Source organism: Thalassolituus sp., assembly GCF_034111725.1.
GTDB lineage: Bacteria > Pseudomonadota > Gammaproteobacteria > Pseudomonadales > Oceanobacteraceae > Thalassolituus.
The window spans coordinates 1-16,167 of the sequence record NZ_JAWUWR010000068.1 but is presented as its reverse complement, the minus strand read 5'-3'; the positions used below and the strand labels follow the sequence as shown (position 1 = coordinate 16,167).

The 16,167-nt window shown below is 45.5% G+C and carries 14 protein-coding genes and 1 pseudogene; 10 read left to right on the top strand and 5 right to left on the bottom strand.

Annotated features, from left to right (window positions below; all coding sequences use genetic code 11):
• The first annotated feature begins 8 nt into the window (after positions 1-8).
• Genes UXZ23_RS11645 through UXZ23_RS11635 form a run of 3 tightly spaced genes read left to right on the top strand, consistent with a single transcriptional unit; the run spans position 9 to position 2,324 of the window.
• Positions 9-308 carry a hypothetical protein gene (locus tag UXZ23_RS11645; RefSeq protein ID WP_320820736.1) on the top strand — a complete coding sequence of 100 codons (300 nt, stop codon included), beginning with the start codon at positions 9-11 and terminating at the stop codon, positions 306-308.
• Positions 309-319: 11 nt separating this feature from the next.
• Complete coding sequence (locus UXZ23_RS11640) at positions 320-2,008, top strand: PepSY-associated TM helix domain-containing protein (RefSeq protein ID WP_320820735.1); 1,689 nt, start codon at positions 320-322, stop codon at positions 2,006-2,008.
• Positions 2,001-2,324: a DUF3325 domain-containing protein gene (locus tag UXZ23_RS11635; protein ID WP_320820734.1), complete on the top strand. Its 324-nt coding sequence runs from the start codon at positions 2,001-2,003 to the stop codon at positions 2,322-2,324. Before UXZ23_RS11640 ends, UXZ23_RS11635 begins: the two co-directional genes overlap by 8 nt.
• A 15-nt stretch (positions 2,325-2,339) precedes the next feature.
• On the opposite strand, the gene UXZ23_RS11630 is transcribed toward UXZ23_RS11635, so the two are convergent.
• Positions 2,340-2,651 (bottom strand): hypothetical protein, encoded by a 312-nt coding sequence (locus tag UXZ23_RS11630; RefSeq protein ID WP_320820733.1) that lies wholly within the window; start codon positions 2,649-2,651, stop codon positions 2,340-2,342.
• Positions 2,652-2,870: 219 nt separating this feature from the next.
• On the bottom strand, positions 2,871-4,991 hold the full coding sequence (locus tag UXZ23_RS11625; protein WP_320820732.1) for a YgiQ family radical SAM protein: 2,121 nt from the start codon (positions 4,989-4,991) through the stop codon (positions 2,871-2,873).
• A 272-nt stretch (positions 4,992-5,263) separates the two neighbouring features.
• Between UXZ23_RS11625 and UXZ23_RS11620 the strand changes: the two genes are divergently transcribed.
• The 7 genes from UXZ23_RS11620 to UXZ23_RS11590 all read left to right on the top strand — a co-directional run bounded on the left by UXZ23_RS11620 (position 5,264) and on the right by UXZ23_RS11590 (position 13,362).
• Positions 5,264-5,881, top strand: a complete 618-nt coding sequence (locus tag UXZ23_RS11620) for an ANTAR domain-containing response regulator (RefSeq protein WP_320820731.1) — start codon at positions 5,264-5,266, stop codon at positions 5,879-5,881.
• Positions 5,874-7,067, top strand: a complete 1,194-nt coding sequence (locus UXZ23_RS11615; protein WP_320820730.1) for a CmpA/NrtA family ABC transporter substrate-binding protein — start codon at positions 5,874-5,876, stop codon at positions 7,065-7,067. The genes UXZ23_RS11620 and UXZ23_RS11615 overlap by 8 nt, the downstream gene beginning before the upstream one ends.
• A 447-nt stretch (positions 7,068-7,514) precedes the next feature.
• Positions 7,515-8,900, top strand: coding sequence for a CmpA/NrtA family ABC transporter substrate-binding protein (locus UXZ23_RS11610; protein WP_320820729.1), 1,386 nt, complete (start codon positions 7,515-7,517; stop codon positions 8,898-8,900).
• A gap of 71 nt (positions 8,901-8,971) precedes the next feature.
• Positions 8,972-9,976 (top strand): ABC transporter permease, encoded by a 1,005-nt coding sequence (locus UXZ23_RS11605; RefSeq protein ID WP_320820728.1) that lies wholly within the window; start codon positions 8,972-8,974, stop codon positions 9,974-9,976.
• A 9-nt stretch (positions 9,977-9,985) separates the two neighbouring features.
• Positions 9,986-10,837: an ABC transporter ATP-binding protein gene (locus UXZ23_RS11600; protein WP_320820727.1), complete on the top strand. Its 852-nt coding sequence runs from the start codon at positions 9,986-9,988 to the stop codon at positions 10,835-10,837.
• Between the two features lie 60 nt (positions 10,838-10,897).
• A complete protein-coding gene (locus UXZ23_RS11595) occupies positions 10,898-12,034 on the top strand; it encodes a hypothetical protein (RefSeq protein WP_320820726.1) in 1,137 nt (378 codons plus the stop codon).
• Between the two features lie 86 nt (positions 12,035-12,120).
• Positions 12,121-13,362, top strand: a complete 1,242-nt coding sequence (locus tag UXZ23_RS11590; protein WP_320820725.1) for an NAD(P)/FAD-dependent oxidoreductase — start codon at positions 12,121-12,123, stop codon at positions 13,360-13,362.
• Positions 13,363-13,394: 32 nt separating this feature from the next.
• Here UXZ23_RS11590 and UXZ23_RS11585 read toward each other — a convergent pair whose 3' ends face one another.
• The 3 genes and pseudogenes from UXZ23_RS11585 to UXZ23_RS11575 form a co-directional block, all read right to left on the bottom strand.
• On the bottom strand, positions 13,395-14,012 hold the full coding sequence (locus UXZ23_RS11585; protein WP_320820724.1) for a hypothetical protein: 618 nt from the start codon (positions 14,010-14,012) through the stop codon (positions 13,395-13,397).
• Positions 14,013-14,032: 20 nt separating this feature from the next.
• Positions 14,033-15,784, bottom strand: a complete 1,752-nt coding sequence (locus UXZ23_RS11580; protein WP_320820723.1) for a bifunctional protein-serine/threonine kinase/phosphatase — start codon at positions 15,782-15,784, stop codon at positions 14,033-14,035.
• 122 nt (positions 15,785-15,906) lie between these two features.
• Positions 15,907-16,167, bottom strand: a pseudogene (locus UXZ23_RS11575) (MFS transporter); the annotation flags it as partial.

Sequence of the window (16,167 nt, the reverse complement as noted above, 5' to 3'; positions counted from 1 at the left end):
GTAACGTTATGACTTTATTCTGGCAAGTCACCAGAAGTTATGTCACCCCAGTAGTAGCCGCTTTTCTTGGCGGCTACCTATTCACATGGGGCTTAGTGTCCCTTTTGATTAGTGGCATGGTGTATCTAGGTGGTGATTTTCACAACGCAGAAACCATCGGCTTTTTGCTAGCGTTTCCGATATTCCTATTCATGTTTTTCTGGAATTTTATCCGTCAAACAAGCTGGCTCCCCTATGTCATGACATTTGTCGGCGGCGCGATCATGACGACCCTAGCTTATGGGCTACAAACACTAGTAATTCAATAGAAGGAATCAAGGTGAAATTTGCGAATACTCGCCAAGCGATGGCATGGCTACATACTTGGCTAGGATTGATTTTTGGCTTTGTGTTGATGATTTGTTTTTTCTTCGGTGCGCTCTCGGTATTCGACAGAGAGATTGATCGCTGGGCTATTCCAGATACCCGTTTCGATCCACAGCCTATGCCGTCATTCGATAACGTGCTCATAGATGTATTTAATCGTACCGAGCCGGACATCGCAGAATATAATCGTTTAATGCCGGTCTATCATGATTCCGCTGCCGGGGATATAACACCACGCACCGAGTTGCCTGCTGACGAATACTGGGCATATACCACGCACCGTGATCCTGTATTGCTTATGGGCATTGGCTTTCGCGTACCAAAACCATTGAATACCAAAGAGCATAATCATATTCACGGCAGGGCCACGATTGATCCGCGCAGCGGCGAAGAATTGCCGAGTAATTCCCTGAAAATCGGCAGCGACTGGTTTTACCCACTGCATTACAGTCTTAATTTAAACTGGAATTTCATCGGCTTCTATATTGTCGGTATTGCAGCCTTTTTTATGTTGGTAGCGCTGGTGAGTGGCGTTTGGATTCACCGTAAAATATTTCGTGAATTTTTCACCTTCCGCAGAGAAAAGAAAACACAGCGTGCAACCTTAGACTTACATAATATGAGTGGCGTCGTTGCCTTACCATTCCATTTCTTTTTTGCACTTACGGGCCTTATTATTTTTGCGGCTTTCTACTATCTACCCGTTACCAATACCATGCTCAAACCCTTACATGACATGCATGAAACCATGGAAGCAAATGCTACAGGACTACCTCATCAGCGTTTAGGTATTACAGCACAGATAGCCTCTGTTGATGATATGGTAACCGAGGCAAAACGACGTTGGGCTGCACGCGATATGGCAGGTGAAGTTGGATTCTTAATGGTTCACCATGTCGGTGATGCCAACAGCTACGTCAGCATTTATCGCGCTGGCAGTGATCGTGTATCGCTTGTCGGTGAAGGCATACATTTTAAATCCAGCAACGGCGAAGTATTGCGTGAAGACCCGCCGCACTCAACCGCGAAGAGTATTGCGGAATTTTTAACCGGCTTACACCTTCAGCATTTTGAACATTGGTTCCTACGCTGGCTTTACGTCTTAGGTGGCTTACTTGGCTGTGTATGCATTGCAACCGGCTTTATATTCTTCACCGAGAAACGTAAGCAACAGCACGCGAAAAATAACAGCCAAGGTAGTCGCATCGTTGATGCATTTGCCATTACGACGGTCACAGGCATCATCATTGCGGCAGTAAGCATGTTAGTGGCCAACCGTATATTACCCGCTGATTTAGCAAATAAAGGCGACTGGGAGAAATGGATTTTCTGTATTGCTTTAAGTTTCAGCTTTTTACACGCAACCCTGCGCAGTTCCCCGGTTGTCCGTGGCGAGAAAAATCCCGCTTGGCGCGAGCAATGTTTCATTATTACTGCGTTGGCCATTACAGCAGTTACCGCCAACTGGCTGACAACGGGAGATCATTTAATTAAAACAATCTTCACTACCCCATACTGGGCGGTGGCAGGCGTAGATTTAAGTTTATTAGCGGTTGCAGCTACGAGCTGGAAAGCGGCTGCACGCTTGCAATCAGAATCCATAGAAAAGGAACAATCTTCCTCTGAGGCTGCGTATGAATAACAGCACGGTATGGCTTATTCCCGCCATCATTTTAATGCTCGTGGCAATGGGCTGGTTAGCATTATCTCTGCCAGGTCACTGGAAGCAAGTTAGATCAGGAAAACCGGCATCAAGGCGCTTACGTCTGGCGGGCTGGAGCGCAATTGTCTTATCGGCACTTTGCTGTTTAAAAGCAGACCATGCAACTATGGCTGTGTTGGTATGGCTTATGTTGATGGCGGCCGCGGCGGCCAGCGTAGGAATGATCTTGAGTATGCGACCTCGCATGCTCAAGTGGCTATCCCTCGGCATCTTTGCCGAGGAATTCAGGCGCTAACGGTTAACGTCTGTATTATTTATCCATCGTTTCCTTGATTTCTTCTTTGGCATCGGAGGCTTCGTCTTCAATATCCTCTTTCAATTGCGTAGCCTTACTTTCTTCGGTGCCTGTCGCTTTCTCGATCGACTCTTTTGCATCTTCTGCGGCTTCTTCAGCAGCATCTTTAGCATCATGCGCTGATTCGCTAACCGTTTCTGCCGTATTTTTCGCAGCATCTTCCACATTTTCAGCTACATCTTTCATAGAATCGTTTGCCTCGTCACTACAAGCCGCTAATACAAGACTCATTGCTGCCGTAGCCAATAACATTGAAATACGTTTCATTTTATTCTCCATTTTCAGTATTAAACTTAATACTTCGTCAGGGTATAGAAAAGAAAGTTCAATGTATGCTGTTATTACCTAAAATGAGACTATTTCAATAATTAATAAAAAATAGATGAAAATATTGGTTTTTTAGCCATAAAAAACGCCCGCAATGAATAATTCCTAGCAGAGAATTGCTCATTGCGGGCGATATCGAAAGACGAACTTCGTTCAATCTTAACGCTTAATACGCCCCTTTGGCTTAAAACCAGGACGCGGCACATGACGGCCTCGATTACTCACATCTTCAGCAGGAATTAACGCATTAGGGCCAGAGCCGATTAAATCGGTACGTCCCATCGCTTTTAATTCTTCGCGCAACATAGGCCAGTTTTTAGCATCGTGATAACGCAAAAAGGCTTTTTGCAAACGACGCTGAGCAATATCACGCGGAATATGCATCTTCTGCGATTTATAACTCATGCGCTGTAACGGGTTACGTTCCGAGTGATACATAGCCGTTGCCAAAGACATTGGCGATGGATAGAAGGTTTGTACTTGGTCTACACGCATTTTTTGCTTTTTCAGCCACAGCGCTAAATTCATCATATCGCTGTTTTCAGTACCGGGATGAGCAGCAATAAAATACGGTACGAGATATTGTTCTTTACCGGCTTCTTTCGAGAATTTATCGAACATGCGCTTAAATTCGTCGTAGCTACTCATATCCGGCTTCATCATTTTTGTCAGCACGTTTTGCTCGGTGTGCTCTGGAGCAATTTTCAACAAGCCACCCACATGATGAGTGACCAATTCACGTACGTACTCGGGATCTCTAACCGCTAGGTCGTAACGTAAACCTGAAGCAATCGCGATACGTTTTACGCCTGGAATCTTACGTGCAGCACGATAAAGCTCAGTGGTCGGCTTATGGCTGGTTTCTAAATTTTTACAAATCGTTGGGTACACACACGACAAGCGGCGGCAATTCTTAAGAATCGTTTCGCTCTTACAAGTCAGGTGATACATGTTAGCCGTAGGGCCACCCAAATCCGAAATCGTACCGGTAAAGCCCGGCACTTTGTCGCGAATTTCTTCAATTTCAGTCAGTACCGACTCTTGCGAACGGCTCTGAATAATACGGCCTTCGTGTTCGGTAATAGAACAGAAGGTACAACCACCAAAACAACCACGCATAATGTTGACCGAGAAACGAATCATGTCGTACGCAGGAATCTTGGCATCACCATAGCTCGGATGCGGAATACGCGCATACGGGAAACCAAAAACAGAATCCATCTCGTCGGTTTCTAATGGAATCGGTGGTGGATTCACCCAAATTTCACGGGTGCCGTGTTTTTGAATCAGCGGGCGCGCGTTATAAGGGTTAGCTTCTTGGTGCAATACGCGAGACGCGTGAGCATACAGGGCACTGTCGTTGCGTACTTTCTCGAACGATGGCAAACGCACATAGCTGGTTTCTTTATCGTGCTCCACTTTACGCTGCAACGGCATAGGAACGATCTTGATCGGCATAACATCCGGATCGGCGCCCTCTTCCGTCTTGTTGTCGGTGCTGCACGACATTTTTTCAGTGTCTTTCATCTCGTACGGATTGGGGATCATGTCGATATGTCCCGGCCAATCAATACGAGTGGAATCGATTTCGGTCCAACCCGCTGGCGGTGTTTCACGGACGATAGTGGTACCGCGTAAATCCGTCAGTTCAGAAACACTGCGGCCTTGAGCTAAGGCATGAGTCAAATCAACAATGGCTCGCTCAGCGTTACCGTACAGTAGAATATCGGCACCTGAGTCGATCAATACCGAACGACGCACTTGGTCGCTCCAGTAATCGTACTGGGCGATACGGCGCAGACTGGCTTCAATACCACCGATCACAATCGGTACGTCTTTATATACTTCACGGCATTTTTGCGAATACACAATCACAGCGCGATCTGGGCGCTTACCTGGAACACCACCCGGTGTGTAAGCATCATCGCTACGCACTTTCAAATCAGCGGTATAGCGGTTAATCATGGAATCCATATTGCCGCCGGTCACACCGAAGTAAAAATTCGGTTTACCTAATTTGGTGAAGTCTTTTGGATTGTTCCAGTCGGGCTGGGCAATAATACCAACGCGAAAGCCTTGAGACTCGAGCATACGGCCCATCACTGCCATACCGAAGCTTGGGTGATCGACATAAGCATCACCCGTCACCAGAATCACATCACAGCTATCCCAGCCGAGAACATCCATTTCCTCCCGTGACATCGGTAAAAACGGTGCCGTACCGAAGCATTCTGCCCAGTAGGGATAGTTAGAGAAGAGGTGTTGTTCTTGCTGAGACATGGAAATCGCTAAGGTTGACTACTTTGGTCGGGCATTGTCCCAAAATAGCGGGCCAGACTAAAGCAGAATCGTGTAAAACTCGTACTTAGCTTCGATATTCTCTGGCAACGACTGGGAATTAGCTAAACGCAATAGCTTTAAAGGTTCGTCGCGTTTGACCGCCCAACCCCAGATTTACCGGTATTTAGACCATATGAGCACTAAACAGCGCAGCAAAAAATGGCTGTTATTGATATTATTAGCTCAACCATAAGCGGAATTGATTCTGATCCATGTCCCTCGACGATCCCCAAATTAGCAGCGCTAGCTCCAGCCTTAAGATCATGCTTGTGGATGATCAGCCAGCTCGTGCAGCGATTCTTGAGCAAGCGCTGACCGACGCAGGTTGCACGGTTGTTGCACGTCTCAGTAGTGCTCAAGGCTTAATGAAGCGTGTAGAAGAACACCAACCAGATGCCATTATTATTGATATAGAAAGCCCCGACCGTGACATGTTGGAGCACATGAGCGTGTTAAACCAACACAATCCTAAGCCCGTCATCATGTTCTCCGACGAAGACGATTCCAGCACCATTGAAAAAGCCATTCGCGCAGGCGTGAGTGCTTATATTGTCGATGGTTTGAACCCCAAGCGGGTGAAATCCATTATGGATGTTGCGATTGCGCGTTTTCGTGAATTCCAAGCCTTACGTGGCGAGTTAGAAAAAACGAAGAATCAACTCGCCGACCGTAAACTATTGGATGAGGCGAAATCGCTTTTGATGAAACACAAGAACCTCAATGAAGAAGAGGCCTACCACGCCATGCGTAAAATGGCGATGGATCGCGGACAGCGCATAGTGGATGTTGCGAAGAACATCATCTCTGTAATGAACTTGTTAAATGATTGAGCAACAAGCAATGACCAAAAACAACGCAGCAACATCAGGACTTGAGCAACCGAATTTAAAAATCGGCTATATGCCCTTGTCCGATAGTCTTCCTCTTCTTGTGGCCGATGACCTTGGATTTTTTGCCAGAGAAGGGTTAAGTGTTGAACTTCAACAAGAAGTATCATGGGCAAATATTCGCGATAAAGTGCTCGTCGGCCACTTAGATGCGGCACAAATGCTTGCACCCATGTTACTCGCTACCCACTTGGGCATTGGTGGTTTACGCAAGCCGATGCAAACTGCGTTCGCCATGGGTTTGAATGGCAATGCATTTACCATCGCTAATAATCTTGCCGCAGAATTAACAGCGACAGGCATCAGTGATATCAGTGGCAACGCAGAGCAGGCACTCGACGCTGTAAAAATCGTTATTTCCCAGCGCAAAGCCGAGAATAAACCAACGCTGATTTTCGCGATTGTATTTCCCTTCTCTATCCATAATTTTCTATTACGCGATTGGTTAGCGAGCGCAGGCATCAATCCCGACAGTGATGTGCAATTGGTTGTACTGCCGCCATCGCAAATGGTGGATCACTTAGCGTTACAACATATTGACGGCTTCTTTGCCGGCGCGCCATGGAACACAGTAGCGATTCAACGGGGTGTTGGTGAGTGTTTAGTCTCTGGGCCTGATTTATGGAGCAACGCGCCAGACAAAGTACTAGGCACCACTCAACAGTGGGCGAATGATAATCCCAATACGCTTAACTCTATGATTCGAGCGCTGTACCAGGCCTGTGCATGGGCTGATGCGAATCGCGACGACGCGGCAAAATTACTCGCCAAGCGTATTCATTTACCGGTGGATGCAGTACAACCTGCTCTATCGGGTAAGTTTGTCTACCGTAAGCGTCAACCAGCGACTCAAGTCGACGACATGCTGGTCTTTAATCGTTATCACGCCAACTATCCATGGCCAGAACACGCGCAGTGGTTTTTAACTCAAATGCAGCGCTGGGGCTGGGCGGCCAACGACTTGGATAACAATGCTATCGTTAACGAATGCTACGCAACCGCTACCTACCGAGCTGCATTGGCCGATCAGGCTTTGCCACCGACATCGCATCAATTACGTTTCGATATTCAACAAGCGTGGGAGCTGGACGATAAGGTAATGGGCGCTACTGGCTTTAAATATCGTTAACAACGATGAGTCTCGAAAAAATTCGCTCTTACGATACTTTATAAGTAAGAGTGGATCTTATCCGCGGTCTTTTGTTTACACCCCAACGAAAACTCTACCTCCCTCATCCGCAAAAATAATGCACCACAAATAAACGCCACCCTTCACGCTCGCCCTTATTTAGCGCAAATCATGGCAACCGATGCCACCCGCGGCTGTGCACCATCCTAGTTCATATTAGATTTTTATCTGTCATTATTGATTTTATATGGTGCAAAAATTAATTAAAAAGCCGATTTCATTCCATTTATTAGGGGATTAAAAAGTTGGCACAAGCTTTGTATTAGGTATTTTAGGATCTCAACGGCGAAATCCAACTTTTAGACTCAAATACAAGCAAAGGCGCTTATTACGTAATTATTACGTCATAAGCGCCTTTTTTTTGGTTTCAAAAAAAGGGGAAGCACAATGCGGGGAACAAAAACACTACGTCGCACGTTCATTAAGAGCGCGCTCGTATTAGCAACAGGAATGGCGACGCTGGTATCACCTTATGCCTTGGCGAAAGACTACCCAGAAAAAGAAGAACTAAAATTCGGCTTTATTAAATTAACCGATATGGCTCCTCTAGCGGTTGCTTACGAAAAAGGCTTCTTCGAAGACGAAGGCTTGTATGTCACTTTAGAAGCACAAGCAAACTGGAAAGTACTATTAGACCGAGTAATTGATGGTCAGCTCGATGGTGCTCACATGCTTGCAGGCCAGCCTCTGGGCGCCACTATTGGCTTCGGTACTAAAGCCGACATCATTACCGCTTTCAGCATGGATTTAAACGGTAACGCAATTACTGTTTCAAATGACATCTGGGAACAAATGAAGCCTCATGTTCCTATGCAAGCCGACGGCAAGCCCGTTCATCCGATTAAAGCCGATTCTCTTAAGCCAGTTGTTGATAAATACAAAGCAGAAGGCAAGCCTTTCAACATGGGTATGGTTTTCCCAGTATCAACGCATAACTACGAGCTGCGCTATTGGTTAGCGGCTGGTGGCATTAATCCAGGTTATTACGCTCCCGAAAAAGGCGACACTTCTGGCAAAATTAAAGCAGACGCTTTGCTATCAGTAACACCGCCACCACAAATGCCTTCAACCATGGAAGCCGGCACGATTTATGGCTACTGCGTAGGCGAGCCGTGGAACCAACAAGCTGTATTTAAAGGTATTGGTGTACCCGTTATTACTGATTACGAAATCTGGAAAAACAACCCAGAAAAAGTATTTGGTGTTAGCAAGCAATGGGCAGAAAAATATCCAATCACTCATAAAGCCGTTGTGAAAGCATTAATTCGTGCCGCAGCATGGCTAGACGAAAACAACAATGCTAACCGTCCTGAAGCTGTAAAAATTCTATCTAAGCCAAATTATGTTGGTGCGGATTATGAAGTTATTGCGAACTCAATGACAGGTACATTCGAATACGAAAAAGGCGACAAGCGTGAAGTCCCCGATTTCAACGTATTCTTCCGCTACAACGCTACCTACCCTTACTACTCAGATGCAATTTGGTACTTAACTCAAATGCGTCGTTGGGGACAGATTTCAGAACAAAAACCAGACAGCTGGTACATGGATATTGCTAAGCAAGTTTATCGTCCAGATATCTACGCAACAGCAGCAAAAGAACTGATTAAAGAAGGTAAGCTAAAAGCTGCTGACTTCCCAGACTTTGCTACTGAATCTGGATTTAAACCTGCACAAGTAGATTTTATCGACGGTCTTACTTATGACGGTACAACACCCAATGCATATATCGACCAATTTAAGATTGGCTTGAAAGGCAACGAAAAACCGTAAATTGTTAAATAAACCGCTACAGAGATGAAGACCGGGCGAGCCAAAAGGCTCGCCGACCTAGGCGTAAAACTATGAACATTGCGCTATCGAACATTGCCTGGTTAGAGCCGTTCGTGAAAGTCGCTAAAGGTGAGAACGTTGCTCAAAACGTGCAACTCATTACCAAAACTATCGGTATTCCACTGGTCGGTATTTTAGTATTTTTAATGCTATGGTCAGCCGCCGCTAACAGTATCGACACATCACTCGGTAAGTTTCCTGGCCCAGCGCAAGTGTTAGAGCAATCGAAGAACTTATTAGCAGAACATTTTGCTGAGCGTGAACGTGCAGAAGCATTCTACCAGCGTCAAGAAGAACGCAACGCACAACGTGTGAAAGACGACCCAACTTATGTACCAAAAATCCGCGATTACACCGGTAAAAATACCTACATAGATCAAATTATTACCAGCCTAGTCACCGTATTAAGCGGATTTTTACTAGCGTCTATTTTAGCGATACCACTGGGCATTGTTATCGGATTAAGTGCAAACCTGCATGCCGCTTTCAACCCAGTTATTCAAATTTTCAAACCCGTATCACCACTTGCGTGGTTACCGCTGGTCACTATGGTCGTCAGCGCGCTATACGTTACTGACGATCCAGTAGTGCCTAAATCATTTATTACCTCCGTGGTTACCGTAATGCTGTGTTGCTTGTGGCCAACCGTTATTAACACCGCCTTTGGTGTAGCAACCATTCCTAAAGATTTAGTGAACGTAAGCCAAGTCCTACGTCTGAACTGGATAACTCATGTACGTAAAATTGCCATCCCAGCTTCTATTCCAATGGTATTTACCGGTCTGCGTTTATCGCTAAGCATTGCGTGGATGGTACTGATCGCGGCAGAAATGCTGGCGCAAAACCCAGGGTTAGGAAAGTTTGTTTGGGACGAATTCCAAAACGGCAGCTCCGACTCTTTAGGCCGAATTATGGTCGCCATCATCACCATCGGTTTAATTGGCTTCTTCCTTGATCGCGTCATGCTGAGAATTCAGCGCAGCGTATCTTGGGACAAATCAGCCACTTTGCGTTAAGGAAAAATCATGAATCCATTACTCGAATTAACTCAAGTTGGTATTGAATTTCCAACACCAAAAGGACCATTTTGTGCGCTACAAAATGTGAACTTAAAAATTGCAAAAGGTGAATTCATATCACTGATTGGCCACTCAGGCTGCGGTAAGTCGACTGTGCTCAATATTGTTGCGGGTTTATACCAAGCAACGACAGGCGGTGTTGTATTAGAAGGTAAAGAAGTAAACGAACCGGGCCCGGAGCGTGCGGTCGTGTTCCAAAACCATTCACTTTTACCTTGGTTGACTGCTTATCAAAACGTTGAACTGGCGGTTCAGCAAGTATTTAAAGGTAAAAAATCGAAAGCCGAAATGAAGGCGTGGATTGAGCACAACCTTAATTTAGTACACATGGGGCACGCCATGCACAACCGCCCAGATGAAATTTCTGGTGGTATGAAGCAGCGCGTTGGTATCGCCCGCGCCCTCTCGATGGAACCGAGTGTTTTGTTATTGGATGAACCTTTTGGAGCACTCGATGCCCTTACTCGCGCCCATTTGCAAGACTCATTAATGGAAATCCAAAAAGATTTAAACAGCACAGTCATCATGATTACGCATGACGTTGATGAAGCTGTGTTGCTGTCGGATCGCATTGTCATGATGACCAATGGTCCTTTTGCGACCGTTGGCGAAATTCTAGATATTGAATTAGAACGCCCACGTAATCGTATCCAACTGGCCGATGATCCAACCTACAACAAATATCGTCAGCAAGTGCTGAGTTTCTTATATGAGAAACAAAGGAAGGTTGACGATTCAATGCCCGCAGAGAAGGCAAAAGAACCCGAAAAAGAACAAGCAGCAGAAAAAGTTGCTTAAAAAATCCAAAACTAAAACTTAAAAACTCAGAACTACCAGGCTTCGATAAAGGAGAATGCCATGAAAGCGCAAAAAACATTACTTGCTATTGCATTGGGGTTAGCAGCTAGCCAAACGTTCGCTGATGCTATTAGCGATGGTAAATTCTACGCTGACGTAACGGCCCGTTTTGAATCTGCAGATCAAGACAACGGCGCTAGCAAAACAGCTAACGCACTGATTGCCGATACCGCTTTTGGTTATGAAAGCAAAGATTTTTCTGGTTTCAAATTTCTAGCTGAATATGAAGTTGTCAACGCTATGATTGATAACTACGCTCCAGAAACAGCCGGTTTTGATACGGTTGCTGATCCTGAAGTACGCGAATGGAACCGCGCGCAAATCAGCTATGCCAACGATGGTTATACCGCTGTTTTAGGTCGTCAGCGTATTATTCTTGATAACGCTCGCTTTGTTGGTAATGTCGGCTGGCGTGCAAACGAACAAACATTTGATGCAGCAAGCGTTGGCTACACCATCGGCGATGTGGCGGTTAAATACTCTTACATTGATCAAGTAAACGGCATTATCCCTAAGTTTGATGCTGACGTTACCGATCACTTATTAAATATTAGCTACAGCGGCATTAAAGCAGGCAAATTAACTGCATATGCTTACTTATTAAAAGACGACGATACTGACGCTAAAAACGACACCTTTGGTGCGAGCTTCGGTGGTAAAACCGTAGTAAGCGATCTATCTGTCATCTACAGCGCTGAAGTTGCAACTCAATCTACCGATGATTTCGATGCTTTGTATTATGCACTTGAAGGCGGTGTTGTTGTCGATGGTATTACCATTGCACTAGGCAACGAAACGCTAGGCAGTGATAGCGGCGATTATGGTTTCCAAACGCCATTAGCAACTAAGCATGCATTCAACGGCTGGGCGGATATGTTCCTAGGAACTCCAAAAGACGGCTTAAGCGACACTTACTTAAAGGTAGCGGGTATGGCTGCTGGTGTTAAGTTGGTTGGCGTATACCACGACTTTAAAGCTGACGAAGGTAGCAACGATTACGGTAGTGAAATCGACTTGCTAGCCGTGAAGAAGCTGAACGACAAGTTTACGGTTGGTGCTAAATACGCAACTTATTCTGCAGAAGACACCTATGTCGACACCGATAAGTTCTGGCTATGGGCACAAGCTAAATTCTAATAAAGTGCTGCTGTAGAACATTCGTTGTTTAGCGGCCGGTAACGGCCGCTTTTTTGCTTGAAATTGATTATAAAAAGAGATTCCGCATGACTGATAATGTATTGGTGATAATAGGTAACGGCATGGCAAGCAATCGCCTATTAGAAGAATTGGGGCCTGATCACCCATACACTCAGATTCATGTTTTAAGTGATGAGCCTATCGCCCATTACAACCGCATTATGTTGTCGCCATTGCTCGCCAATGAAACAACACTTGAAGCCATCACCCCACACGATGCAACTTGGTACAAACAACACCGAATCGCCATACACTTAGATCATTCTGTTGCTTCCATTAATAAAACCGCGAAAAAAGTTACCTGCAATAATGGCAATACATTTTCATACCATGCTTTAGTCTTCGCCACCGGTAGCCGCTCCTCTATTCCAGCATTAGAAGGAATAGACAACCCTGCCGTTATTGGCTTTCGTAGCATGACCGACGTCGATGCAATGACCGCTCGCTTGCACCACCTCGAACATGCCACCGTTATCGGTGCAGGTTTATTAGGTGTTGAGGCCGCTGTAGGTCTGCGCAGCCGTGGGGTTCGCGTTACGTTAATGCATCGTAATTCCGTGTTAATGAACCGGCAACTGGATGAAACAGCTTCTAAATTACTCGAACATGAACTCATTGCTCGCGGTATTGAAGTGATTACCGGCGCTAATCCTCAGCGTTTAGTATCAACGCCAAATGGCGATCTCAATGCCGTCGAACTGATTAAAGATGGCGTTCTTTTAACAACGCCAACGCAATTAGTGGTATTCGCCACCGGTATTATTCCAAATACCGAATTAGCAACAAGCGCAGGTATTCTTACCGGTCGCGGCATTTGCGTAAACAGCATGATGGAAACGTCAGAATCGGATGTCTATTCGCTGGGGGAATGCAGTGAGTTCGACGGCACAACCTACGGCCTAGTGGCTCCGATATGGGATCAAGCAAAGGTACTAGCACGCCGCTTAAAAGCCGAAGACACGAATAAAAGTACATTAATCGACTATATTGAGCGCACTCATCTAACCAAGTTAAAAGTATCGGGATTGGATGTGCATAGTATTGGTGAATTTGATGCCACTGACGATTGCGAAATTCTAGACCTAAAAGACTTAGTTGATGGCGTTTATAAGAAGCTAGTAATTCGCAACAATCGAATTATTGGTGTGCTCTGTGTTGGCGATGTAGCCGACAGCCATTGGTACTTTGAACTGATGTTTGAAGATATCGACATTAGCGCTATTCGCGGGCAATTGATCTTGGGCCAAGCCTACTGTGAAGCCGCCTAGCGCCTGAATTATATACTAGCAGTTGGGTCTAATTAAAAATGAACACCTAACTGCACGCCATAAGCATCTCGATTTTCTTTATTATGAATTTTAGAATCAAAATAGCGCCGTACATAGGGATATATACGTACACCACCAAAATCAATCGAAACGCCGAGTTCGGGAAAGAAAGCACCAATACTTTCTTTCTCACATTCTTCTGAGTCAGTGTCGACATCCTCATCACACACCAACGATTCACCTAAAAACATTCCGACGCCGCTTTGGATGTTTACATGCGAAAAATCAGTATGGAACAATAAAGAAATCGAATATCCCGCAAAAACATCCTCGATGCCTTCTGAGTTCTTACCAAAATACAACACTCCAGAAAGACGGCCTGAGGTATACGCAGAAATATCGCTGCTGATTGCCAATTCAGCGCCTGATCGAGTACCTGCAGGTTCCTGAAAATAACCAAACGAAACACTTCCGACGGGTTTACCATCATTAAAATCGCTGTAATCACCATGCGGGTAACTGATATCTGTGATTAATCCTTGAGCTGCGGCTATCGGCGAAACGCCAAAAAATAATCCAAGCGAAAATGCAATGAGTAGTCGACAAGAACTCAGCATGAATTTCTTATTATTCTTAATCGTAAAAAACATAGCGTTAAACTCCAAACACGCTAGCCAGTTGCGAGAAAATACCCTTGTGCAATCACCACGATTAACAAGCCAAAACTAATAACCTGCCAAACTCTGCCGCTATTCTGCTGTAACAGAGGACGCCGTTTAAAGCTACGAATCAAGACTGGATTCGGTTTCAACAAATCATTCCAAAACTCAGAATACGCCTGTTGACGCTGCTTCAGATCAGGATGACAACCCTTTTGGATTGCTAAATCTAACCAGCGCGGTAAATCGGGACGATGCTCAGTTAACGGTTGATACGACCACTCGCTAATCGAACGAGCACCCCGACGATGAACTTGATCCATTTTAAATGGCTGCGCTTGGCTCAACATTTCATAAACCATAACGGCTAGCGAAAATAGATCGCTTTGCATCACCGCAATACCGTCCATCACATATTCTGGGGCAATGTAATTTACCGAGCCTACGGGGCAGTCTTCTTTAATTGCCGAACGTATTTCTGCTAAGCCACGAACCGCAACGGTGCCAAAGTCGATCAGTTTTACCTGACCCGTCGTTGTGATCATCACGTTCTCTGGCTTGAGATCGCGATGTACCATGCCCGCTCGCTGAAAAACACGCAAGCCATGTATAATTTGCTCGACGATGCCACGCACATCATTGAGGCTAGCATTAGGATGGTCGTGAATCCACTGACGTAGATTCGCACCTTCGATCAATTCGCAAATATGGTAGAGAAAACGTCCTTGCGGCTCTGGCGGTAAAATACGCATAACATGCGGGTGATCTATACGACTACCCACCCACTGCTCACGAACAAAACCCTCTAGATAAACCAGATCTTCTTCAAAGTTAAGCGACGGTGCTTTCAACACATAGCGTTTGTTATTGCGCGGGTCGATGACCTTGTACAAATGACTGCGAGTACCGGCATAAACAATATGCTCAACACAATATTGGTCGATTCGATCACCCACTTTTAATACCGGTGGAATGGCTCTATCGGTTAATTCTCGCTGGGTTTCCTCCAAGTTCATGTCAGGAACATGATCAACCCGCAAAATAAAGCAGGTTAAGTTGTCATCACTGCCCTTTTCTAACGCTAACGCCACGGTTCGCTTTGCTATGTTTTCGAGTTCATTTTGGCAGTTTGAAGTGGGTTGCGTTTGTAGCGGCAGCAATAAGTCTATTAATTCAGAGTTAGAACAATAGCTATGCACACCATCAGTGGTACAAATTAAAACATCACCATGTTGAATATCACTACAGTGATAATCCACTTCAAGATGAGTATCCATTCCTAAAGCACGACTTAAATAATCACGACCATTACCATGACGATGGGTATGATCTCGCGTTAATGGTTCTAAAGTATTGCCACGTAAACGCATAATTCGGCTGTCACCTACATGGAACACATGCAGCGTATTAGACTTTAAAACAAGGCCACTAAAGGTCGTTACTAAACTATTGTGGCGCGCAGACACTTGCTGACCATGATGATACAGCCAGGCATTCAGTGAGCTAAGTACCTTACCAGCAGCCGTTTTAACGTCCCAGCTATCGGGCGTGCTGTAATAGTCGTTTAAGAAATGCGTAACGCTGGTCGTACTGGCTTGCTGGGCGTTATCACTACAGCTAACACCATCGGCAATACAAGCCGCAATGCCCTTATAGCGCGTTATAGACAACGTAGGCTGATATGCCGCAAAGGCATCTTGATTTTCGTCTTTAATACCAGCACTGGTGAAACCACCGTAGGTTACGGATAACTCTGAACTCATGGGGGTTCCTGCGTGGAATATGGTTGGGCTTAGCTTACCAAGTTTAGGGCTACTGTGCAGTGTATGGCACCCAAAATGAAAACCGCGGCCTAAGCCGCGGTGTTTATCGTACTACTTACTTACTAGCCGTGCCCTACGCTGATCATCTCAACAGAGCCGTCTTCACGTACTTCAGCAATGTGCCCTTTAGGTTCGTCCAGCATTAGTAATGCAATAAAACCCACCACGGCCCTACCCGCAATCACCAAGAAGCAAGTCGAGTAATCAACAAACGACAATACGGTTAAGTAGGTTACCGCGCCGCCGTTACCGTAAGCACCAGTCATACCCGCGATCGGGCCAGTCACACGTCGTTTAATTAAAGGCCCAACAGCAAATACCGC

What these genes read in the sequence shown, in the direction of transcription:
- UXZ23_RS11645 (WP_320820736.1), top strand. Translation starts at nt 9, where the DNA reads ATGACTTTATTCTGGCAAGTCACCAGAAGTTATGTCACCCCAGTAGTA.
- UXZ23_RS11635 (WP_320820734.1), top strand. Translation starts at nt 2,001, where the DNA reads ATGAATAACAGCACGGTATGGCTTATTCCCGCCATCATTTTAATGCTC.
- UXZ23_RS11630 (WP_320820733.1), bottom strand. Translation starts at nt 2,651, where the DNA reads ATGAAACGTATTTCAATGTTATTGGCTACGGCAGCAATGAGTCTTGTA.
- UXZ23_RS11625 (WP_320820732.1), bottom strand. Translation starts at nt 4,991, where the DNA reads ATGTCTCAGCAAGAACAACACCTCTTCTCTAACTATCCCTACTGGGCA.
- UXZ23_RS11620 (WP_320820731.1), top strand. Translation starts at nt 5,264, where the DNA reads ATGTCCCTCGACGATCCCCAAATTAGCAGCGCTAGCTCCAGCCTTAAG.
- UXZ23_RS11615 (WP_320820730.1), top strand. Translation starts at nt 5,874, where the DNA reads ATGATTGAGCAACAAGCAATGACCAAAAACAACGCAGCAACATCAGGA.
- UXZ23_RS11610 (WP_320820729.1), top strand. Translation starts at nt 7,515, where the DNA reads ATGCGGGGAACAAAAACACTACGTCGCACGTTCATTAAGAGCGCGCTC.
- UXZ23_RS11605 (WP_320820728.1), top strand. Translation starts at nt 8,972, where the DNA reads ATGAACATTGCGCTATCGAACATTGCCTGGTTAGAGCCGTTCGTGAAA.
- UXZ23_RS11600 (WP_320820727.1), top strand. Translation starts at nt 9,986, where the DNA reads ATGAATCCATTACTCGAATTAACTCAAGTTGGTATTGAATTTCCAACA.
- UXZ23_RS11595 (WP_320820726.1), top strand. Translation starts at nt 10,898, where the DNA reads ATGAAAGCGCAAAAAACATTACTTGCTATTGCATTGGGGTTAGCAGCT.
- UXZ23_RS11590 (WP_320820725.1), top strand. Translation starts at nt 12,121, where the DNA reads ATGACTGATAATGTATTGGTGATAATAGGTAACGGCATGGCAAGCAAT.
- UXZ23_RS11585 (WP_320820724.1), bottom strand. Translation starts at nt 14,012, where the DNA reads ATGTTTTTTACGATTAAGAATAATAAGAAATTCATGCTGAGTTCTTGT.
- UXZ23_RS11580 (WP_320820723.1), bottom strand. Translation starts at nt 15,784, where the DNA reads ATGAGTTCAGAGTTATCCGTAACCTACGGTGGTTTCACCAGTGCTGGT.